The sequence below is a fragment of the Pseudonocardia alaniniphila genome (assembly GCF_022524485.1).
Taxonomy (GTDB): domain Bacteria; phylum Actinomycetota; class Actinomycetes; order Mycobacteriales; family Pseudonocardiaceae; genus Pseudonocardia; species Pseudonocardia alaniniphila.
This window is the reverse complement of sequence record NZ_JAKXMK010000004.1, coordinates 288,829-309,576: the sequence shown is the minus strand read 5'-3', so window position 1 is coordinate 309,576 and position 20,748 is coordinate 288,829. Positions and strand designations below refer to the sequence as shown.

Annotated in this window: 18 protein-coding genes; 4 read left to right on the top strand and 14 right to left on the bottom strand. The window is 68.8% G+C overall.

Features of this window, described 5'->3' with window-relative positions; all coding sequences use genetic code 11:
* The first annotated feature begins 368 nt into the window (after positions 1-368).
* Entirely contained in the window at positions 369-677 is a 309-nt protein-coding gene (locus MMF94_RS06165; RefSeq protein WP_241035286.1) for an ArsR/SmtB family transcription factor, read from the top strand.
* Positions 674-1,156: an SRPBCC family protein gene (locus tag MMF94_RS06160; RefSeq protein WP_241035285.1), complete on the top strand. Its 483-nt coding sequence runs from the start codon at positions 674-676 to the stop codon at positions 1,154-1,156. The genes MMF94_RS06165 and MMF94_RS06160 overlap by 4 nt, the downstream gene beginning before the upstream one ends.
* Before the next feature lie 521 nt (positions 1,157-1,677).
* Here MMF94_RS06160 and MMF94_RS06155 read toward each other — a convergent pair.
* The 4 genes from MMF94_RS06155 to MMF94_RS06140 form a co-directional block, all read right to left on the bottom strand.
* Positions 1,678-2,604, bottom strand: a complete 927-nt coding sequence (locus MMF94_RS06155) for a decaprenyl-phosphate phosphoribosyltransferase (RefSeq protein ID WP_241035284.1) — start codon at positions 2,602-2,604, stop codon at positions 1,678-1,680.
* A 248-nt stretch (positions 2,605-2,852) separates the two neighbouring features.
* Positions 2,853-4,520: an ArnT family glycosyltransferase gene (locus tag MMF94_RS06150; protein ID WP_241035283.1), complete on the bottom strand. Its 1,668-nt coding sequence runs from the start codon at positions 4,518-4,520 to the stop codon at positions 2,853-2,855.
* A 170-nt stretch (positions 4,521-4,690) separates the two neighbouring features.
* Positions 4,691-5,338: a hypothetical protein gene (locus MMF94_RS06145; protein WP_241035282.1), complete on the bottom strand. Its 648-nt coding sequence runs from the start codon at positions 5,336-5,338 to the stop codon at positions 4,691-4,693.
* Between the two features lie 54 nt (positions 5,339-5,392).
* Complete coding sequence (locus MMF94_RS06140) at positions 5,393-6,775, bottom strand: MFS transporter (protein WP_241035281.1); 1,383 nt, start codon at positions 6,773-6,775, stop codon at positions 5,393-5,395.
* A gap of 91 nt (positions 6,776-6,866) precedes the next feature.
* Between MMF94_RS06140 and MMF94_RS06135 the strand changes: the two genes are divergently transcribed.
* Positions 6,867-7,505 (top strand): TetR/AcrR family transcriptional regulator, encoded by a 639-nt coding sequence (locus MMF94_RS06135; RefSeq protein WP_241035280.1) that lies wholly within the window; start codon positions 6,867-6,869, stop codon positions 7,503-7,505.
* A gap of 573 nt (positions 7,506-8,078) precedes the next feature.
* Here MMF94_RS06135 and MMF94_RS06130 read toward each other — a convergent pair.
* Positions 8,079-9,515 carry an MFS transporter gene (locus MMF94_RS06130; protein WP_241035388.1) on the bottom strand — a complete coding sequence of 479 codons (1,437 nt, stop codon included), beginning with the start codon at positions 9,513-9,515 and terminating at the stop codon, positions 8,079-8,081.
* Between the two features lie 505 nt (positions 9,516-10,020).
* Between MMF94_RS06130 and MMF94_RS06125 the strand changes: the two genes are divergently transcribed.
* Positions 10,021-12,105 (top strand): heavy metal translocating P-type ATPase, encoded by a 2,085-nt coding sequence (locus tag MMF94_RS06125; protein ID WP_241035279.1) that lies wholly within the window; start codon positions 10,021-10,023, stop codon positions 12,103-12,105.
* A gap of 283 nt (positions 12,106-12,388) precedes the next feature.
* Here MMF94_RS06125 and MMF94_RS06120 read toward each other — a convergent pair whose 3' ends face one another.
* The 9 genes from MMF94_RS06120 to MMF94_RS06080 all read right to left on the bottom strand — a co-directional run bounded on the left by MMF94_RS06120 (position 12,389) and on the right by MMF94_RS06080 (position 20,599).
* Positions 12,389-13,027, bottom strand: coding sequence for a DUF305 domain-containing protein (locus MMF94_RS06120; RefSeq protein WP_241035278.1), 639 nt, complete (start codon positions 13,025-13,027; stop codon positions 12,389-12,391).
* Positions 13,028-13,940: 913 nt separating this feature from the next.
* Positions 13,941-14,195 (bottom strand): hypothetical protein, encoded by a 255-nt coding sequence (locus tag MMF94_RS06115; RefSeq protein ID WP_241035277.1) that lies wholly within the window; start codon positions 14,193-14,195, stop codon positions 13,941-13,943.
* Positions 14,196-14,283: 88 nt separating this feature from the next.
* Positions 14,284-16,362 carry a copper resistance CopC/CopD family protein gene (locus tag MMF94_RS06110; protein WP_241035276.1) on the bottom strand — a complete coding sequence of 693 codons (2,079 nt, stop codon included), beginning with the start codon at positions 16,360-16,362 and terminating at the stop codon, positions 14,284-14,286.
* Positions 16,363-16,645: 283 nt separating this feature from the next.
* The gene (locus MMF94_RS06105) at positions 16,646-16,840 is read right to left on the bottom strand and encodes a hypothetical protein (protein ID WP_241035275.1); all 195 of its coding nucleotides are present in this window, start codon (positions 16,838-16,840) and stop codon (positions 16,646-16,648) included.
* Positions 16,841-17,079: 239 nt separating this feature from the next.
* A complete protein-coding gene (locus MMF94_RS06100; RefSeq protein ID WP_241035274.1) occupies positions 17,080-17,925 on the bottom strand; it encodes a cytochrome c biogenesis CcdA family protein in 846 nt (281 codons plus the stop codon).
* Complete coding sequence (locus MMF94_RS06095) at positions 17,922-18,530, bottom strand: TlpA family protein disulfide reductase (RefSeq protein WP_241035273.1); 609 nt, start codon at positions 18,528-18,530, stop codon at positions 17,922-17,924. The genes MMF94_RS06100 and MMF94_RS06095 overlap by 4 nt, the downstream gene beginning before the upstream one ends.
* Positions 18,531-18,627: 97 nt before the next feature.
* Positions 18,628-18,924: a glutaredoxin family protein gene (locus tag MMF94_RS06090; RefSeq protein WP_241035387.1), complete on the bottom strand. Its 297-nt coding sequence runs from the start codon at positions 18,922-18,924 to the stop codon at positions 18,628-18,630.
* Positions 18,925-18,929: 5 nt separating this feature from the next.
* Positions 18,930-19,523, bottom strand: coding sequence for a redoxin domain-containing protein (locus MMF94_RS06085; RefSeq protein WP_241035272.1), 594 nt, complete (start codon positions 19,521-19,523; stop codon positions 18,930-18,932).
* Positions 19,524-19,660: 137 nt separating this feature from the next.
* Complete coding sequence (locus MMF94_RS06080) at positions 19,661-20,599, bottom strand: cytochrome c biogenesis protein CcdA (protein ID WP_241035271.1); 939 nt, start codon at positions 20,597-20,599, stop codon at positions 19,661-19,663.
* Between the last annotated feature and the right edge of the window lie 149 nt (positions 20,600-20,748).

Sequence of the window (20,748 nt, the reverse complement as noted above, 5' to 3'; positions counted from 1 at the left end):
ACCGATCCGCGCGACGGTGCTCACCACTTAGGTGGGCGGCGGTGGCGTTTGTCCTCGCTCAGTAGTTTTGAGAGTGGGTCAGTCATTAGCGACTAAGTCATCTTGCGCATAGGTTTCTCGCACAGACTCAACGCTGCCCGCAGGCAGTAGTCGGCTCCGCAAGGGCGCTGCACCCAGATGGCTTCATCGGTCAACTGTCATCCGAGCACTTGACACCACAAGCCAAGTCGGCGGCACGGCGCACTCAGCTCGTGTGACAACCAGATCGCCGCAATCAGCCGCGGCCGTGGGGAACATCAGTGTTCATGCTGTGCCCTTGACGCCGCAGCTCCATTAGTGGACGCTAACCGTTAGTGGATGCTGACCGAGTGGGCGACGGCTGGAGCGCGCTGGCGGACGGCACGCGGCGCGCGATCGTGAGCCGCCTCGCGGAGGGGCCGCAAGCGGTGGGGCAGCTCGCTGCCGAGCTGCCGGTGACCAGGTCTGCGGTGTCCCAGCACCTGAAAGTCCTCAAGGATGCCGGCCTGGTCAGTGAGCGCGCGGTCGGAACACGACGGATCTACCGGCTCAATCCGACAGCAGTCGCCGCTTTGCGAGATCAGCTCGACACCTTCTGGCAGAGAGCTCTGGCCAGCTACGTGGATGTTGCCGAACAAGCGACAGAGGAGAGTCCATGACCGGAACCGAGGTCACTGTTGTCCGCAAGCAGGTCGTGGTCAACGCGGGGATCACACAGGCCTTCACCGCGTTCACCGAACGGTTCGGCGACTTCAAGCCGCCAGAGCACAACCTGCTCGCGGCCCCAATCGCAGAGACGGTGTTCGAGCCGCGCGTCGGTGGGCACATCTACGACCGTGCGATCGACGGCAGTGAGTGCCGCTGGGCACGGATCCTGGACTACGAGCCGCCGGACCGCGTGGTGTTCAGTTGGGACATCGGCCCGCAATGGCAGGTCGAGACCAACCCGGATCTCACGAGCGAGGTCGAGGTCCGGTTCGTCCCCGAGGGTCCGAACCGCACCCGCGTTGAACTTGAGCACCGTCACCTCGACCGACACGGTCCCGGATGGCAGTCGGTCAGCGAAGGCATCGACGCAGATCAGGGATGGCCGCTGTACCTGGCCCGATACGCCGCCCTGTTCGAGCCGGAGAGCTGAACGTCACCGATCATCGCCACGGCGGAAGTGGACCGCCCCGGCGCCGAGGTTTCGCCTACGCCACGAACCCGACTCGGTTCAGGGAGTGGCAGGCAGACGTCATCCACGGGCGCACGGGCCAGCCCGGTCGTCCGCGCGTAGGCACCGAATGCTTGAAGGGATCCGGTGACCGAGACCGGGTCCGGCCGACCATCACGGTCGACGTCGAGCGGCACGGTGTCGGCAAGGCCCTCGCAGCTCGTCGTCCACTGCCAGGCGCAGAAAGAAATGGCAGCCAACGTCACGAACGGAAACAGCACATCGAATCCCAGCAGCCGTCACACCGTGCAAGGACGGAGGTCGCGAGACAAAAGCGGTCCTTTGACCACCGGCTAGCTCGCGGTCGACCGTGCGCTCACCCGTAGAGTGCCCCTCGGGCCTGGACGGACGAGGTTTTCGACAAGCCCGTTCGTTCCAGCTCGGGGAGCACTCCCCACGTCCACGCATGGCTCTCTTGATCACACCGGCGTGAATGCGCCGGGCTAGGCGTAAACCGTGAGCACCAGAGCTGCGATCCAGAGGAGCGCGAGTACCTGCAGCACGCGGTCGCCGAGCGCGATCTCCTCGGGCGCGCCGCCGTTGCCCGAGTCGACGTCCACCGAGTACCGCAGCACGGCGATCACGAACGGCACGATCGAGATCACCGACCAGACGGTGTTGTGCTGCTCCACGCCGATGTCGAAGGCCCACAGGGAGTACGTGGTGATCAGCACCGTGGCCGAGAGCGCCCAGACGAACCGCAAGTAAGACGAGGAGTAGCTCTCGAGCGACTTGCGGATCTTGGCGCCGGTGCGCTCGGCCAGCATCATCTCCGCGTACCGCTTGCCGGCCACCATGAACAGCGACCCAAACCCGGCGACCAGCAGGAACCACTGCGAGAGTGGGATGCCGGTGGCTGCGCCACCCGCGATGGCACGCAGTAGGAAGCCGGACGCGACGATGCAGATGTCGAGCACCGGTTGGTGCTTGAGCCAGAAGCAGTACGCCAGCTGCACCCCGATATAGACCCCCACGACGATCACGAGGCTGACGTTGGCCAGCAGGCTCAGCGCGAGCGAGCCCAGCAGCAGCACGCCAGCCACGACCAACGCGAGCGGGGCGGGGACGATCCCGGCTGCAATTGGACGGTTGCGCTTCGTCGGGTGCACCCGGTCGGCCGCGACGTCGTTCGCATCGTTGACCAGGTAGATGCCGGACGCGGCGAGCGAGAACGCCACGAACGCAATCGCGAGGTTGATCGCGATTCCCTCGGTGAACAGGTCACCACCGACGAATGGCGCCGCGAGCACCAAGACGTTCTTCACCCACTGCCGCGGCCGCATCGTCTTGACCACGCCGCGAGCGACGCTGGTAGGCGTGCGGTGTGGCTGTGGCGCGAACGCCTGCGTGGGCACGTCGGTACTGGTCATCGGTCGCCCTTCCAGGAGAGACGGCGGACGGCGAGCAGGCGGCAGCACGATCGATCGCGTCTCGGCTGCGGCTCCGTCGTGCGGCATGACACCGGGCTACAGTCAGGCGGGGGGATCGCAGCAGAAATGACGAAGAGCTCAGCCACGAGCTGAACCTTTCTTGGGTCGGTTGGGCAGGTGGGGCTCCACGCGGCTCGGGCCACCATGGCCGCGAGCCGTCTGGGTGTTGCCATGTGGGGCGCGTGGGTTCATGGGTTGCCACGTGGGTTCTTGGAGTCGGGAGCGCTCCGACCCGCGGAGGCTGATGAGGAGCGGGGGGATTGGTTGAGGTCCCAGATCGCGCAGCCGTCCTGAGCGGAGGAGCGGATCTGGCTGGCGTTGTCGGCCAGCCAACTCGCCAGCGGCCCGCCAGACGGAACGAGCTGCGGATCGCCGACCACCAGGAACCCCGCCCCCGCGGCGCGCAGGCCCTCCACACTCCCAGGGTCGTGTTTGTCGGCGGGCAGGCTCCAGCCCCGCCTATCGGCGAGGAAAAACACGATCGGTTCCTGGTAGTTGTTGGTTACCCCGTCCTCAATCGTGCGGCTGGTGGTACTGACCACCACCAAGTCCCACGGACCCGACACCGCATCGAGCTGCGTCGCGCACGCCCCGAAGACTCCGGAGCGGTCCGACAATGACTGGATGAACACGTTCACCGCCTGGGCGCCCAACAGCACGGCCATCGCGGCACCGGTCACACCGATAATCGGAAGGCTCCATCGCCTACGGGCCCAATGCAATACCGGAGTGAATCCGGCGCCGATGGCGAGTGCCGCGTAGGGCAGCGAGTAGACGTGGTACTGGATCCCCAGATCGGTGCTGCTGTAGCGGCCCACCGCGAAGTAGTACACGGCCAACGCAATCACCCCGGCCGCGAGTAATGGCACGGTGAGAGACGTGCTCGAGCGGCGCCGCCACAGCCACACGGCGCCGAGGACCGCCAGTGGCACCCCGATCAGTCCGTAGATGAAAATCGCCTCGCTGCGGAAGTTGCCCACGTAAAAGCCGGGGCTCAGCCACAGCTCGAGGCTGCCCCACTTGCTGTCACCGCCAGAGATCACGCCGAAGGTGTTGCCGTAGGTGGCGTGCAGCCACGCCGCCTGGCGCAGCCACAGCACCGGCGCCACCAACGCCGCCAGGCCGGCCACGTACAGGGAGGGCCGGCGCAACCGGCCCCGGGCAGCGAAGCCCAGCCACAGCCCTAGGACCGCCCCAATGTGCAGCGACGTCGGCTTCACCAGCGCCGCCATCGAGGTCGCCGCCGCGGCCCACACCAAAAAGATGACCCGGTCCTCGCGCAGCCACCGACAGAACCCGAGCACGGCAAGCATGTAGAACGCCAACACCGTCGCCTCGGGCATGAACGCCGTCCCCCAGCGCATGAACGCCGGGGAAAGGAAGAACGCTGCCAGCGCCCACCGAGCCGCGGTAGCCGGCAGCAGCCGCCGAGCCAGGCCCCAGAACGCGGCCGCAGCTACCAGCATGAAACCCAACGAGATCAGCCGGCCCAACACGACATGTTCACCGAAGACGAGATACAGCACCGCGGTCAGCCACGGCAGCAGCTGGAACTCGGTCTCCACATATCCGGGGCCCGCCCCACCCCAGTTGATCTGCGGAAAAAAGATGTTCATGCCGTTTGTAGCGAAGTTGCGTGCGATAGTGGCAGTGTCACTCTGCCGCCAGATATCACCAGGATAGGTCAGCGGCCCAAACGCACGCACGACAGACAGCACGACCACGACCGCGACGATCGACAGAACCCACCACTGCAACGCTGGCAGTCGCGGACGAAGTTCGACGGTGTCAATTACCTCATCGGACGAACCCGTCCCGCAGGGCGTGCGGCGCGCGTGGCCGGGGTCGTCGACCATCGCCTCGTGGGTTGGACCCACACGTTCTTTGGCAGACACAGTTCAATCACCTTGCAGACAAGAGGAGGCGTCCAGCGCCTAAAGAAGGAAATGGCGCCTCAGCAGACCGTCGGATACCGCGGATGCGTCGAAGACGCTGTCCGGACAGTGGAGCCAGCTATCCGTACGGCCTATGTCCGCAAGACGCAGAGCAGATAGGGAGGCGATTCCGGTGTGGCCTGATGGAGCACGGCGTGCCAGCCCCAGCCAGCCCCGGCGGAAGGCGCATCAACGTTCGCGTGGAGCACGGTGAGCCCCGGCATACCATCGAGCGCGGGTGCGGCCGACAGGACTATGGCGTCCAAACCATCGGCATGAGGATCGCAATCCGAATGCGGCGCAGCGACGGCGACGAGCCCCTCATACACAGCGGTGCCCGTCACGTCCACGAGCGGGTCGAGATCCGGGCCGCGTACCTCTGCGGTTGCCGTGACCGAGCCGGAGCCGGCCTCGCGTCGGCTCACCAGGGCGTCGGTATCGACGAACAGCGTCCGGGACCCGTCCTCAACGACGTCGGACAGATACTCGGCGAGAGGATCGGGTGCGGCTACTGCGTGGAGCAGATCGCTGAGCTGCGGCGTCGCGCTTCGCGCGTCAGCCGAGTGCGCCTCACTCGCGTCCTCGTAGCAGCAGCACAGAACCAGCAATCCACCGATCACTGCCACCACTGCCAGTAGGGCCAGGTGACGCAGACCTGAGAGGCCAGAACATGCAGGCTTCACCGGATCCGCAGCATGGCCGAGCGCGGCCATGTTCAGCTGCGCCGGCGCTCGGGTCACGGGCGGGAAGGTTAGAGAGCCCAAGTTGAAAGGACGCTGAGACCGGTCTGGCGGTCACATAGTGGCCGCCGGGGTCGCCGATGCCTGGCGCCCGGAAATCAGTGCGCCGGAGATGACCGCCCCGATCACAGCGGCGATGGCCGCGACGATGAACGCGGTGACGTAGCCGCCCTCAACCTGGGTGGCGAGGCTGGCTGCTGCGATGCTTGAGGTCACCGCGGCGCCGATGGAGGCGCCGAACTCGTGGAAGGTGGAGACGATCCCCGACGCGATGCCGGCCTCATGTGGGGCGACCTGCCCGAGTGCGGTGGCGGAGGCGACCACGAACAGGGTGCCGATCCCGGCCGATCCGACGCTGACGCCTAGGACCACGCCGACGGTGCTTGGCAAGATCGCGGGGATCGCGAGGCCTGCTGCGGCGATGATCAGACCGATGATCGCCAGGACCCGCCCGCCGAATCTGCCGATGATCCGGCCGCCGAGCTGAGCGCCGATCATGGTCGCGATCGCCACCGGTAGGAACAGCAGCCCGGTGACCAAGGGCCCGAGACCGGCGTGGTTCTGCAGGTAGAACGAGCCGAGGAAGAACACCGCCACCATCAGCGCGGTCGCGATCGCGATCACGAATGTGCCCGCCATGACCGGGCGCCGAAACAGCAGTCCGAGGTCCATCAACGGCGCTGCCGCCGCGCGCTGCCGCCAGGCGAACAGCATGTAGAACACGATGCCGATCGCGAAGGTGATCAGCGTCTGCGGTGCGAGCCATCCGGCTTCGCCGGCGCCGATCATCGCAAAGATCACCGACCCGGTCGCCGCGGTCACCAGCAGGGCCCCGAGCACGTCCGCGCTGCGCCGCTCGCCGCTCTCAACCGGCTGGAGCGTCGGCAACTGGCGGGTCAGGATAATGAAGACGATCACGCCTATCGGCACGTTGATGTAGAACACCCACGGCCAGCCGGGGCCGGCTGCGAGCAGGCCGCCGACGAGCACGCCGACCGCGGCGCCGCCACCGCCGAGTGCGGACCAGATCCCGAGTGCCTTGTTCCGCTCATCGCCGTCGAACATCCGCACCACGACCGACAGCGCCGACGGTGACAGCATGGCCGCGCCGAGGCCCTGGCCGACCCGGCCGGCCAGCACCATGAAGCCATCCTGAGCGGCCCCGGTGATCAGGGACGCGACGGTGAAGACGGCCAGGCCGAGCATCACCATCGTCTTCGGGCCGATCAGGTCGGCGATCCGCCCGCCCAGCAGCATCAGGCCGCCGAAGGTGAGCGTGTAGGCGCTGACCACCCACGTAACCGTCTGCCGGTCCAGGCCCAGGTCGGCGCCCATCAGCGGCAGCGCCACCGCCACCACGGTCACGTCCAAGATCAGCATGAACTGCGCGATCCCGAGCAACGCCAGCGTCTGCCAGCGTCTGGGGTAGCCGCTCATGGCTCCTCCTTCAACATAAGTCGCGCACGTGTGTACGAGTTGGAACCGCTAGACTAACTCAAGCAGTCCCGTACGAGTTGTGAGGTGTGCGATGGCGGCGATGAAGGCCGGTGCGACCAACGGCGGCGCTCGACGCTCATTGGCAGGCGGGCGCAGGGCGGCGAATGCACGGGCCGATGCGCAGCGGAACCGGGCGGCGATCCTGCAGGCCACGGTGGATGCGCTGCGGAATGATCCTGACGCGTCGGTTGCGCAGATCGCCGCCGAGGCCGGAGTGGGCCGCATGACGCTCTACGGCCACTTCCGGACACGACCAGAACTGATCGAGGCCGCACTCGTCGACAGTCTCGCCCGCGGCGATACCGTCCTGCAGGATGTGGACCTGGACGGAGACGCCCGTCAGGCGTTCAGCCGCCTGATCGCCTCGAGTTGGATGCTCGTCGACCAGTCCCGCGCACTGCTTGCCGCAGCGCAGAAGGAGCTGCCCCCGGCACGCATTCGTGAGCTCCACCAGAAGGCCGAAGTTCGCGTCCGTGGCCTGCTGGAACGGGGGCAGCGAGAGGGCACATTCCGCACCGACCTCCCTGCGAGCTGGCTGCTCGCCACGACCCACCTGGTGATGCATGGCGCCGCGGACGAGATCGCCGCCGGTCGCATCGCAGCCGAGGACGCACCGCACGTCATCGACGCCACCTTGCAAGCCGCCTTCACCAGACCCACACAGAGCTGACCCAGCGCGGGACACCCGCTCAATGGCGTGGGACAGTGCGAGTCTGAAGGGCAACCTGAGCTCGGCCCCTGGGACCCGGCACCGGTCCTGATTTAGTGGCGAGCCGCCCGGGCGACTGTGCCTGATGCCGCAGCGCGCTCACCCTTCACCCGACACGCGCGGCGAGCTGCGCACAGAGAGCCCCGGCTGCTTCGAAATCGTATGCCTGCCGTCAGACAGCTCCCGCAATGGCGGTGGCGGCGAATCCGGCCGCACGGCCGGCGGCTGTTTGGGCGGCCGGGCACAGTTGGCATCCACTCCTGGACCGCCAGGGGCGGGACGGGGCAACACGGTTCATGGCGCGGGAGAGTTTGAGATAGCCCTACAAGAGCGCGGGGCGAGTGGACCATGGTGCTGGCGCCGCCGTGTCGGTCGATGATCCTGGCGAGCAGGATGCGGGATGTGGACGGTGCCTGATCGGGTTCGAGTGGGACGAGGCGTTGCATCGGAGTTTCTTCCGGCAGTGGTGAGCGGCACGCCGGGCCGACGGCGATGGTCGCAGGCCCGGCGGTCGCTAGGTGTTCCTATGCCGCGTCACGCGGTCGAATCGGCCGGTTGCACCTGCCTGTGAGCGCTGGGCGCACCGCGCAGGGTGAACCCGGCAAGTACCGCGCCGGCGGCGGCGATCACGGCGGCGCCGACGAACGCCGCGGAAAAGCCGTCGGTCAGCTGGGGTAGGTCATCGAGGGCGCCGGCGCCCTGGCTGGTGGCCAGCGCGGTGATGGCAGCGAGCCCGAGTGCTGAACCGACCTGGTAGCTGGTGTTGACGATTCCCGAGGCGAGGCCGCCTTCCTCGGGGCGAGCCGCTGAGATCGCGATGCCGAGGCTGGGAATGAATGCCATCGACATGCCCAGCGCCGCGACGATCGAAGCCGGTAGTACGTCGACCCAGAAGTTTCCGTCGGGCCGGATGAACGCCATCCACGCCATTCCGACGGCCAGTACGGCGAGCCCCGTGACGGTCATTGCCTTCGGGCCGAACCTGGCGATCAGCCGCGGTGCCAGCGCGATCATTCCGAGCATGATCACGATGGTCATCGGCAGGAGCGCGGCGCCGCTGGGGAACGCGGTGTAGCCCAGCACCTGCTGCAGATAGAGGTTGAGGAAGAACCACATCGGGATCCACGCCGCGCCGAGTAGCAGCTGTGCGACGTTCGCCGCGGCCAGGTTCGGCGCCCGGAAGATGCCCAGGCGCATCAGTGGCTCACGGCGCCGAGCCTGGATCGCCACGAAGATCCCTAGCAGGACCACGGCCGCGCCGAGCGTAAGCAGGGTCGAGGCCGAATCCCATCCTGTTTCCGGTGCTCGGACGATCCCGTACACCGCGAGAGCGAGACCAACCGTGACCGTCAGTGCACCGCCGATGTCGATCGAGCCGCGTCGTGCGCCGCCCGCGGGCATCAAGGCGGGGGTGACGGCGAGGATGACCAGGGCGATCGGCACGTTGAGGTAAAACACCCATGGCCAGCTGAGATACTCGGTGATCACACCGCCGAGGAACACCCCGGCCGTGCCGCCGGCCGGTGCAGCGGCCCCGTAGAGGGCCAGCGCCTTGGTCAGCTCCTTCGGCTCGGATCCGAACAGCATCATCAACAGCGACAGCGCGGCGGGCGCGATGAGCGCAGCACCCGCACCCTGGACTGCGCGTCCGGTCAGCTCCCAGCCGGCCGTGCCGGCCGCACCGGCAACGATCGATCCGACGAGCAGAACGGCCCATCCGGCGTTGAACACGTTACGAGCGCCGAACAGGTCAGACAGCCGCCCGCCCAGCAGCAGCAGGCCGCCGAACGCGACCACGTAGGCGTTGAACACCCACGACAGGCCCTCCGGCGAGAAGCCCAGGTCAGCCTGCATTTTCGGCAGAGCGACGCCGATGATCGAGGTGTCCATGATGACCATGAACTGCGCGGCAGCAATCACCCCAAGAGCCCACCGCCGCCCGGCGGGCGACGAGGCCTTCGTCTTCGACATCTCATTACTCCATACCTGTAGGGGGTATCTTGCCGCGGCGGACGCTAGCACCGTTGACGGCGGGCGACACGATGTTCACTCGTATTGCCTAATACCCCCTAGGGGTACAGCACCGTCATGGTTCAGCACCGGACGTGCCGCGATCTCTCAGTTGCCGGCGACCGCGTGGCCGGCTTCCTCGACAACCTCGCACGGCGCCGTCAGCGACTGGATCCGTGCCGGTCACCGATCAATCGGCCGGCGGCGACGTCATCGGCGACGTCGGTGACTCCGGGATCTTGGTGATTCAGCCGTCGCCGGACCGGCGCAGTGGTCGCAGGTCATCCCCTGGACGGTTCAGTGCTGCTGGACTCCGGGGTGGGTATCGAGGCAGCCGCCTAATGACGACCGTGGCGCTCGCCGCCGCTGTGATGCCCGCCACCATCACCCGCGGCCGAGCGAACCCGCTTGCCTTTGATACCCCCGGTGGGTATATATCGATCACGTTCTTCAACGGAGGTCTCTCATGGACAGCCACGACCGTCACGACCCGCAGGCCGGGCACGTGATAACCGGCCAGAAACAACCTGCACCGGCCGAGGCTGCGGGGCACGAAGACCACGCGGGACACGGCGATCACGCCGCGGTGTTCCGCGACCGGTTCTGGGTGAGCCTGGCCCTGGCGGTGCCCGTGGTGTTCTCCAGCCACATGGTCGCCGACCTGCTCGGTTACCACGTCCCAAGCTGGGCCGCGTGGATGGCGCCGGTACTCGGCACGGTCCTGTTTTTCTACGGCGGGTGGCCGTTCCTGACCGGCGCGGTCGGCGAACTCCGTGGCCGCCGCCCGGGGATGATGACCCTCGTCGCACTGGCGATCACCGTGGCCGCGGTCGCGAGCGCGCTGACCACGCTGGGCGTTGGCGGGCTGATGCTCGACTTCTGGTGGGAGCTCGCGCTCCTAATAGTGATCATGCTGCTCGGGCACTGGCTGGAGATGCGGGCGCTGGGCCAAGCCTCCGGAGCCCTGGAAGCGCTGGCCGAACTGCTGCCCGACACCGCCGAGCGGGTCGACGCCACCGGCACCGCCACGCCCGTCCGGTTGAGCGACCTGCAGGTCGGCGACGTGGTGCTGATCCGTTCCGGCGCACGGGTGCCGGCAGACGGGCAGATCTCGGACGGATCGGCCGAGATGGACGAGTCGATGGTCACCGGCGAGTCCCGTCCGGTGCTGCGCGGCGCCGGGGACCGTGTGGTGGCCGGGACGGTCGCCACCGACTCCGCGATCCGTGTGCGCGTGCAGGCGGTCGGCGACGACACCGCGCTGGCCGGAATCCAGCGCCTGGTCGCCGAGGCGCAGGTCTCGAAGTCCCGCGCCCAGGCCCTCGCCGACCGCGCCGCGGCAGTGCTGTTCTACTTCGCCGCCCTCGCCGGCGCGGTCACCTTCACGGTGTGGTCCGCCCTCGGGGACCTGACCGCGGCCGTCGAGCGCACCGTCACCGTGCTGGTGATCGCGTGCCCGCACGCGCTGGGCCTGGCCATCCCACTGGTCATCGCGATCTCGACGTCCGTCTCGGCGCGGGCCGGCATTCTGGTCAAGGACCGGCTCGCGCTGGAACGGATGCGGTCGGTGGACGCGGTGCTGTTCGACAAGACCGGCACCCTCACCCGAGGTGAGCCCGCGGTCGTCGCGGCGCTGCCGGTCGCCGGCGTCACCGATGCCGAGCTCCTTGGCGCGGCCGGCGCCGCCGAGTCCGACTCCGAGCACCCGCTGGCCCGCGCCATCGTCACGGCGGCGCGCGCAGCAGGCGACATCCCGGAGGCCACCGGCTTCCGCTCGCTGACCGGGCGGGGCGTCCGCGCCACGGTCGACGGCCGCGACGTCGCCGTCGGCGGGCCCGCGATGCTCCGCAAGCTCGACCTCGCGGCGCCTGCCGAACTCGCCGAACCGAGTGCAGTGTGGGCGGCGCGTGGCGCGTCGATGCTGCACGTCGTGCGCGACGGGCACGTGCTCGGAGCGCTGGCGCTGGCCGACGAGATCCGGCCCGAGTCGCGCGAGGCCGTACGGGAGCTGCATGCGGCCGGGGTGCGGGTCGTCATGATCACCGGGGACGCACGGAACGTGGCCGAGGCGGTCGGCGCCGAAATCGGCGTCGACGAGGTGTTCGCCGAGGTGCTACCCGCCGACAAGGACGCCACCGTTACGCAGCTGCAGGCCCGCGGCCTGCGGGTCGCCATGGTCGGCGACGGTGTGAACGACGCGCCAGCCCTGGCCCGGGCCGACGTGGGGATCGCGATCGGCGCCGGTACCGACGTCGCGGTCGAGTCGGCCGGAGTGGTACTGGCCTCCGACGACCCGCGCGGAGTGCTCGCCACCCGTCGGTTGTCCGAGGCCGGGTACCGCAAGATGTGGCAGAACCTGGCCTGGGCCACCGGCTACAACGTGCTGTCGGTGCCGCTGGCCGCCGGGGTGCTCGCCGGGGTCGGGTTCGTCCTGCCGGTAGCCGTAGGCGCCGTGGCAATGAGCCTGTCCACCGTGGTGGTCGCGCTCAACGCTCAGCTCCTGCGCCGAGTCGACCTACACCCCACTCCTCCAGCCCAACCGATCGCATAGCCATGCCGCCGGTGCGGCATCCGGCCGCACCGGCCGGACGGCATATTCGAGTAGGTGGCGCAGGTGACGGTCGGACGTCCAAAAGGGTGCGCGCTGCCACCCGCGCGCGATGGGAGGCGTCGTGGTGGGGGTGTTCGCGCTCGGCGGGTACGGGCCGGTCGGCGCCACGGTGATCGCGGAGCTGAGGTAGCGACGTCACTCGCCCATACATTGTCGAGATGGCCAGTCGGGAGCAGTGCGGGATCCGCCACTGCCCCCGGCTGAACCGGGACAGCCGGTGAGATCAGAGCGTCGGCAGCAATTGCTGCATGCGGTTGATCTCTGCGGTCTGCGTGGTAACGATGCTCGAGGCGAGGGTTTTCGCCTGCTCGTTCATGCCTTCGGACAGCTCTTGCTGTGCGTCCGTGACCGCGCCCTGGTGGTGGGCGATCATCATCTGCAGGAACATCCGGTCGAAGTTGGTTCCGCTGGCACTGCTGAGCTGGGTCATCTCCTCAGGGCTCATCATCCCGGACATGTCGGTCATGTCGCCGTTGCTCATGCTGCTGTGGTCCATGCCGCTCATGGCATCGTCCTGCGGTACCTGAGCTCCCCAGGCCTTGAGGAACCCGGTCATGGTCTGAATCTCGGGGTCCTGCTCGTTCTTGATCTGTTGTGCGAGCGCCTTGACGTCTGGGTTCTGGGCGCGGCCGGTGGCCATTTCAGCCATTGCGATCGCTTGACGGTGGTGCGGGATCATCATCTGCGTGAAGTGGACGTCGTTGTCGTTGAACTGCTGGCTCGGCTGCGCGGCGGTCGAGGCGGCGCCAGCTGGTGAGTTCGGTGTCGAGGGGGTGTTGCCGCCGCAAGCGGCCAGCGTGAGAGACAGCGCGAGTGCGGCGACCGTTCCGGCGGCGCGCACGGCGAACTGGTTAATCGGCATGAAAGCTTCCTCTGGGTGTGCGGAATCTAAGGGGCGGCGGCCCGGGATGCGCCGGGCGCGCTTCTCCTCAGTTCCGGAACACACACAGGGATAGGAACAGCGGCCGGGGCGGAGCTCTCGCTGCTGCTGCGGTGGACCAGCGACGGGTGGCGTTGGCTATCCAGTCGGGTCCGCGCCAGGATCGGAGGAGCGCGAGAACGACTGCGGCAAGCAGACCCAGCAGAACGGCCAGACACGCCGCCATCAGGTCGTGCCCATCGTGCTGATTGCCCGGCGTCAGGACCACGTCGTCGCTGAGCCGAGGAAGCAGATCGACGGGCACAGCATGGGCTGCCGGCATCGCGTTCTGTCCTTGGCCATGAGCAGGCACAGCGGGCACAGTCGGCGGCTCGTGGGTTCCTGGTGCCATCGTCACATCGAGCGCGCTTTGATGCTGCCCGGCGGGGTCGGTCGATGCGAGCCCGTGCATCGCGACGATTCCGGCGAGGGTGAACGCGAGCACGATCAGTCGCCACGCGGACAGACGCGTGGCCGCTGGCCGTGCTGCTCCCTCACCCATCGCGTCCCATGATGCCCGACGGTCGCGACGATGCCGATGACGGTTCGAAGCGTGGACCAGCGTTCACTCGGCCGTCGGCGACGGTTCGAGCGCGGGAGAGCCTGGATTACTCGCGGCTCGGTCCGCCGGTCAGCCGAGTTGATCAAAGTGAGGCAAGGAGCTCGCGGCAAGCCGCCTCACAACGCCGACACTCGTCGGCAGTGCTCCATCCCGATCTCTGCGTGCCGCGCGCACTCGTCGCCACAACTACTGCACGCCTGTGCGCACGCCTCGAACCGCTTGGAACCGGCTCTCGCAGTGGTTCCTGCTGGTCGCCGGGTGTTGGCGTGTCGACCCGGGCGAGGGTCTCGGCGCTCACCCGGCCTTCCTGCCGTGCCGCTTCGCTGACGTCGACGTGCCGCCGGAGCCGGCCGCGTGTCGAGCGATAGCCTGCTCGGCCTCCACGGCGATCGTCACGTCGGCGATGTCTCCCAGCGGTACAGCGGCACCAGCCGGCAGCGTCGCGCGGGCCCATGTCTTGGTGATCGCCGCAGGGCTCGACTGGCGCGCCCCGATGCCCCGCTCCCCGATCTCCCCGCGCTCCCGTGCCGCAGCTGCTGCCCTGATCAATACCCTGAGGCTCCGGCCGGGCGTCGGCCTGTCAGCACGGTCGCCGCACCGGCGGCCGGAGAGAGCGAATGCCAGCGAGGTTTCGCTCTCACGGCCCCGCGTCGGGTGGGTATTCGAACGTGGAGGTGATCAGGTGGTTGGGGGTGGTCGCCACCTCGTGCAGGATCCGATGATCGGGGCCTAGCGACAGGCGGATGGCGATGCCGCCGGGGAACCCGAGTCCGATCTCGGTCTCCTCGGGTCGGCTGGTCAGGATCACTGGCTTGCCGCCGCCGCTGCCGTAGGGCTCAGTAGCGAGGTAGTCCGTACCGCTGAAGGACAACGGGGTTTCCGCGCCGGGGTCGCCGGTGTAGTTGCTGGTTACGGCCTGGTGCACGGTCATCTGCTTGACCCCGCGCATGGCGACCAGCACGGCGGGTAGCAGGGTCGGGTCGCTCGTCGCCGGCCATGGGATGTCCAGGGTGGCGGCGCCGCCGGACCAGGGTGCTGCGGCGACGGTCAGCCGTAGCTGGTTGTTGCCGGGCTGCCAGGTCACCGGGCTGGTGAAACAACCCGGCCCGCAGCCCCGCAGCGTGAGTGCGGCAGGGGCGGCTCCTGGTGCGGTGAGCAGCGCGCTGATCCGGTAGTCCGCCGGCGCTGCGCCGTCGCCGTTGGCGCCACCTTGAGCGACAACGGGGGTGTTGTTGTCTGAGCCGGTATGGGCGGGGCCGGTGTCGTCGGTGCCCAGGTCGTCACGGTCGGGGCTGCTCATGCGGATCACGAGCTGCCCAGCGCTGGCGCTGGCGTTCACGGTGATCTGCCCGGCGAGGGTGCCGACCGGCACGACCGGCCCGACCGGCGGGGGTGGCGCGGCGAGATCGGTGCTGGTGGGGCCAGCCGGCGTCACGGAGACGAGCACCGCGGTGGCGGCGAGGACCCCGACCAGTCCGGCGGCCTCGACCCGGACAGCGCGCCCCAACGGTTGCCCCGCCGCGGCACGGACGGAGTGCCGTAGGCGGCGGCGCGCCAGCGTGGCGATCGCGAGGACCACTGCGACGAGGGTGATTTTGCCCAGCAGCACCAGCCCGTATGCGGTGGTGATCAGTGACGCGGGTGTGGGGAGCACGATGATGGCTTCGGCGGTGCCGGTGGCGACCACCACCGCGACCAGGATCAGCGCCAGGCGGGCGTAGTCATGGATCAGTAGCCGCGTCCAGCCGACCCGGTCGCGCCAGCGGTGGGCGACGCGCAGCACGTGCACGAGGGCGCCAATCCAGATGCCGGCGGCGAACAGGTGGGCGATGGTCAGCGCGGTCCCGAGGATCGGGCTGTCCTCATGCGGATGGGCCCGCAGCCCCTCGGCGGCCACCACGGCCAGCAGAGCGACCGCGACGCTGGTCCGCACGATCGGGCCCTGGTGATGACGGCCCAGACCAGCGAGGGCAGCCGTGAGGGCGAACGCGAGGATCTCGACCCCCAGCACCCGCCCGGGCCCGGTGCTGACCAGCTGCCCCAGGTTCAGCCCGACTTGCGCGGCGGCGAGCACGACCGCGGCCACCGCGCCCAGCCCGGCCCCGACAATGGTCAGTGGCCGTGGCCGTGCGGCCCGGTCGGCGTCCACCTCGTGGAGCACGCGGCCGGTGAACCGGTCACCGACCACCCCTCCCAGCGCAAGGGCCAGCCCGGCGAACAGTGCCCAGCGGGCTACGACCACGACCGGCGACTCCACCGCGGCGCCGCCGGACCCGCCGGCGGGAGCGATCGCGCCGGGCCCGACGGTGAAGGTGATGGTTCCCGACACCAGATCGCCGTCATCGGCGGTGACCTCCCAGCGGATCCGGTACCCCCCGTTCGCCAACTGTGCAGGCACCGGGGCCGAGAGCCGTCGTCCCCCCAGCGACAGCATCGCGGGCCCAACCGAATGGGGGGCGCCAGCGGTATCGGTCAGCTCCATCGGGGTGGCGCCGATGGTGACGGATTGGTCGAAGTCCAGGCTCAGCGCGGTTGGCGAAGTGGGCACCGCGTAGCCGTCAGGTGGGGTGCTCGCGAGCAGGTACGCGTGCGCGGACGCGGCGGGGGCGGGCAGCGCCAGCCACAGCAGCGCAACAAGCAGCCCGAGTAACACGCTGCGCGGCCGGCGCGTTCGGCGACGACTATCGGGGAAGAAATCGGCTGCTGCTGTGGACATCAGTTGCGGACTCAGGGCCGCCGCTCCGCATCTGCTGGCATCTCGTGTCGATGATGAGGCTGGTAGGCGAGTGGAGCGTCACGCTCCGCGGGCCGCTCGATGAGCTGGCAGCCAGGTTCGGCCGTCCAGGCCGTACCCACGCTGAATCCACGCGCCCGGCCATGGCCGTGCCTGCGCGCGCTGAGCACGGGGCGCACGCAGAACACGTACGCCGCGGAGATCACCAGCACCGCAACCACCCCAGAGAACAACACGGCGATCACCACGGAGAACCAGCCCGACACTACGAATGTCCTGATGTGGACTGCCCGGCCCGATCGGCCTTGAGGATGTCGATCTCCGCGCGCAACGCGGCGAGCTGCTGCTCGGCGCTGGCGTCGTCGGGCCTGCGGCGCTGCCCGCGCATCATCATCCACATCATCACGCCCATCCCGACCGGACAGGCGAGTACGGCCACTCCGTACAGCAACGACTGCATGGTCCCCCTTCAGGAGAAATGGCGGCCCCGACACCACGGTCTTCTACTGCCTCCGTACGGAGACAGTAGTTAGTTCTCGGGCCGATCGCCATGTCACCCGCCCGCACCTGCGCGGAGACCGAGCTGGCACGGATTGATCGGCAGTGGCGAATAAGCGGGCCGCGAGGCGTACGAGGTACCTCGTCGCGCAGCTCCAGGCACAGGTCAGGCCAGGGTCACGTGAGGCGCGCTCGTCTCCTTTACAACGGGGTGGTGAAGCCGCCGATGGGGGCGCGCAGCCACGCGATGAACAGCCCCCACAGCCCGGTGACCAGCAGCAGCCCGACTGCCAGGAGCATCACGCCGCCGGCGAGTTGGATGATGCGGGTGTGGCGGCGTAGCCAGCCGGTGGCACGTACCGCCCAGCCCGCGCCCACGGCGAGCGCCACGAACGGCAGGCCGAGCCCGAGGCTGTAGGCGAGCACTAGCAGCAGCCCGCGCGGGGTGGTCGGTCCGACCTGGGTGCCGGCGGCGAGGGCGAGGACCCCGGTGAGGGTGGGTCCCAGGCACGGGGTCCAGCCCAGCCCGAATACCGCGCCCAGCACCGGGGCGCCCCACAGTCCGCGCTGGGGCCGGTGGTGGATCCGCACGTCGCGCTGCAGTGGTGGGATCAGCCCGAGGAACGCGAACCCCATCGCGATCGTGACGACCCCGCCCAGGCGCTCGAGCAGTTGCTCGTTGAGCACGAGCAGGTCGGACAGTCCCAACACGCTCATGATCCCGGCCGTGAACACTGCGGTGAACCCGGCGACGAACAGCAGCGCTGCGACGACCAGGCGGGCACGTTCGGTCCGCCGTATCCGGACCGTCGGCGATGCGGCGCCGAGCCCAGGATCCCCGGTCGAGCCTCCACCGCCGATGCTCGCCGCGGAGGGGCGCGGATTGGTGCTTGGCGTGGCGCCGGCTAGTCCGGCGAGGTAGGCGAGGTAGCCGGGGACCAGCGGGATACAGCACGGGGAGGCGAACGACACCGCGCCCGCGACGGCCGCGACCAGCACCGCGATCAGCAGGGGGCCGGAGATGGCGAGCTCGGTCAGGCCATTCACGGCGCCGCTCCGCTCACCGGTCCAGGCCGTGGTGGATCAGCGGGTTCGGCGGCGACCCGCTGAACCACGGGCATCAGCTCCGCCACCCGCAGCGCAGTGAGGAGCACCGCGGCCACCCGGTGCCGGCGGTCGAGAACGACGGTGGAAGGCACTGTGTTGCGGGGGAAGCCCTCCAGCGCGAACAGGGACCGAGAGGGGCTGTCGAAGATCGATGGGTAGGTAATGCCGTGCTCGCGGACGAAGTCGGCGGCGGCGTCGCGGTCGTCGCGCACGTCGATGCCCAACAGAGTGACCCCTGAGGCGTGGGTCTGCTCGTAGGTCTGCTCCAGCCCCGGGGCCTCCGCCCGGCACGGGCCACACCACGAGCCCCAGACATTTAGCACCACAACCTGGCCGGGGAAGTCGTCGATGCCGATCGTGTGGCCGGGTTCAAGCAGGCTGTCGCCCGACAGCCCATGGACGGTCCCACGGATGGCCGGCGGGTCGTAGAAGATGCGGGATTGGCCGCCGGGCGCGACGAAGGTGAAGTCGTCGCCGGTGGCGACAGCGTTTTTGCTGGTCGCGCATGCCGCTAACGTCACAATGAGCAGCGCAGCCGCGACCACCAGCCGACACCGCCGCACTGTCGCAGAGGGAGAGCCGGACCCTGTCGTGCGCGGGCGCGAAGCTATCGGATGACGCACTGGTCCGAGCCCCGGCGGGTCACCGTGTGGTCCGGGTCAGGTGGCGACGCAGCCGGCGTTCCGAGAGCCGCCCGTAGCTGAACATCTGTCCGTCGAGCAGGATCCCGGGGGCGAACAGCACGCCATGTTGCGCGGCCAGATCGCGCCCGTCGGGGCTGGCCAGATCGATGTGGCGCACCGATAGCGGGTGATCCCGCCCGACCCGGGCCAGGACCTCGGCGGCGAGTTCGCAGAACCGGCAGTCGGGTTGAGTGAGGACTGTGACTTCGACCGTTGTCCCGGTCATCTCCTGATCGTTGGTCACCGGCCCGGGCATCGCGGTCACGAGCCCGCTCGGGCTGCGCGCTCGTCAGCGATCAGCTGTTCAGGTGCCACGTACATGGTGAACCGGGGCGGGCCGCCGTAGTCCGCGCGCCACCGGATGATGCCGTCGGGCCCGACGAGCACGAAGGTGTGCCCGTCGCTTGAGCTGCCCATCATTCCGTACCGGTTGGCCTGGTACTGGGTGGAGACGCGCAGGTCGGAGTCCACGAGGGCGGGCTCGGTCAGGCCGTCGTCGTGCATCTTCTGCGCGACGAGGTCCTGGGGGCCGGTGGTGATCGTCAGCAGCTGATCTGCTCCCATCGCGGCCAGGGCGGCGGGATCTTTCTGCAGGTCGCGGATTTGATCCCAGCACGGCTGGCAGCCCAGCCCCTCGTGGAAGTACAGCAGGACCGTCTTCCCGCGGTAGTCGCTCAGGCGCGTGGTCGCAGGCGTCCCACCCGTGCCGGCGGGCGCGGTCACGTTGGGCAGCAGGAAATCCGGGGCGACCGCGCCAATCCCGGGCGAGCCGACGTCGTAGCGGTCACTTGCTGCGCCCGTGGCAGTGCCGGTGTTCGCGCGGTAGATGGCGAACAGCGCTACCACAACCAGCACCGCTACCAACGCGACTGCGATCGGGAGCGGGGAGCGGCGCGGCGTACGGAGTGCCGTCCTACTCGACCCGCTGGCTCCGGATTTGGCAGTTTTAGATCTGGCTGCGGTGTTGGTTCGGGCCTTCGACCGGTCCCCGCTCACTGGGTGTCCTTTCCTGTAGCCGTATCGGCCGCCGAGGGCATGGGCAGTTGCGGGTCGGCGGGCCCGGGATCTGTCCACGTCGCCGCGGGTCGTGCGCGCAGCAGATGGCGGGCCAGCAGGACGACACCCGCGGTCAGTGCGACTGCGACCGCCCAGCCCGGCATCCAGGACAGCGCGTGTGTGGTGAGGGTGACGATGTGCTGCAGCCAGGCGGAGAAGCGGGTCTGCCACCCGCCGGTGTCCATGCCCGGTCCGGTGAACGCGACCACGATGCTCAGCGCACCCATGCCGATCATCAGCAGTCCGCTGGCCAGCGTGCCCAGTGGCAGCCGCCGTGACCAGCCGCCGAGCTGCAGGTGTACCGAGCGGGCAGTGAGCATGCGGGTCGCGCGGTCGCGGCGGCGGTCCCACAACAGCCCGGCAACGGCCAGCGGCGCGACCATGCCGGCCACGTAGGTCAGCCCGATGGCGAGCGCGGTGGGGAACGACGCCGTTGCTCCGGCCAGCACTGCGACCCCGGCCAGCACCGGTGCGCAGCAGGCGCTGGCGATCCCCGAGAACGCGCCCAGCAGGTACGCCGACCCGAAGCCACCACCCGCCGCGCCTCGGCCGGCGGGCATGGGCAGCTTTAGTGCCCGGCCGCCCAGCACAGCGACCCCGCCCACGCCCATCAGGACGCCACCGATGAGGTAGATGACCAAGTGCTGATTGACGAACAGCCTGCTCAGCGCGGCGGCGCCCAATCCGATGGGCAGGATCACCGTGGCGATCCCGCCGCCGAAGACCAGCGTCGCGGGTAACACTCCGCCGCGGTGACGGAACCCGGTCGCCAGGTATGCGGGCAGCATCACCGACACACAACATGGGGCCAGCAACGCCACCACCCCACCCAGAAACGACACCAACAGCGTCGTCCCCACCAGCAGCTCACCCATTGCCGCGCTCGCCTATAGCCATTCGGCCCCACTTCCACCACGACCCATCTACTGCCTACGTACGGAGACAGTAGCAACGGATCAGAGACAACGGCGACTAGTCCTGGCGAGCGCGACTCGCTCCCGATGTGCGCGCAGGGCCGCGCCAT

Bases quoted from the DNA above. Each gene is read 5' to 3' on its own strand.
- MMF94_RS06120 (WP_241035278.1), bottom strand. From the start codon at position 13,027: ATGCCGATTAACCAGTTCGCCGTGCGCGCCGCCGGAACGGTCGCCGCA.
- MMF94_RS06140 (WP_241035281.1), bottom strand. From the start codon at position 6,775: ATGAGCGGCTACCCCAGACGCTGGCAGACGCTGGCGTTGCTCGGGATC.
- MMF94_RS06110 (WP_241035276.1), bottom strand. From the start codon at position 16,362: ATGTCCACAGCAGCAGCCGATTTCTTCCCCGATAGTCGTCGCCGAACG.
- MMF94_RS06155 (WP_241035284.1), bottom strand. From the start codon at position 2,604: ATGACCAGTACCGACGTGCCCACGCAGGCGTTCGCGCCACAGCCACAC.
- MMF94_RS06125 (WP_241035279.1), top strand. From the start codon at position 10,021: ATGGACAGCCACGACCGTCACGACCCGCAGGCCGGGCACGTGATAACC.
- MMF94_RS06135 (WP_241035280.1), top strand. From the start codon at position 6,867: ATGGCGGCGATGAAGGCCGGTGCGACCAACGGCGGCGCTCGACGCTCA.
- MMF94_RS06150 (WP_241035283.1), bottom strand. From the start codon at position 4,520: ATGGTCGACGACCCCGGCCACGCGCGCCGCACGCCCTGCGGGACGGGT.
- MMF94_RS06090 (WP_241035387.1), bottom strand. From the start codon at position 18,924: ATGCCCGGGCCGGTGACCAACGATCAGGAGATGACCGGGACAACGGTC.
- MMF94_RS06080 (WP_241035271.1), bottom strand. From the start codon at position 20,599: ATGGGTGAGCTGCTGGTGGGGACGACGCTGTTGGTGTCGTTTCTGGGT.
- MMF94_RS06105 (WP_241035275.1), bottom strand. From the start codon at position 16,840: ATGCAGTCGTTGCTGTACGGAGTGGCCGTACTCGCCTGTCCGGTCGGG.
- MMF94_RS06160 (WP_241035285.1), top strand. From the start codon at position 674: ATGACCGGAACCGAGGTCACTGTTGTCCGCAAGCAGGTCGTGGTCAAC.
- MMF94_RS06130 (WP_241035388.1), bottom strand. From the start codon at position 9,515: ATGTCGAAGACGAAGGCCTCGTCGCCCGCCGGGCGGCGGTGGGCTCTT.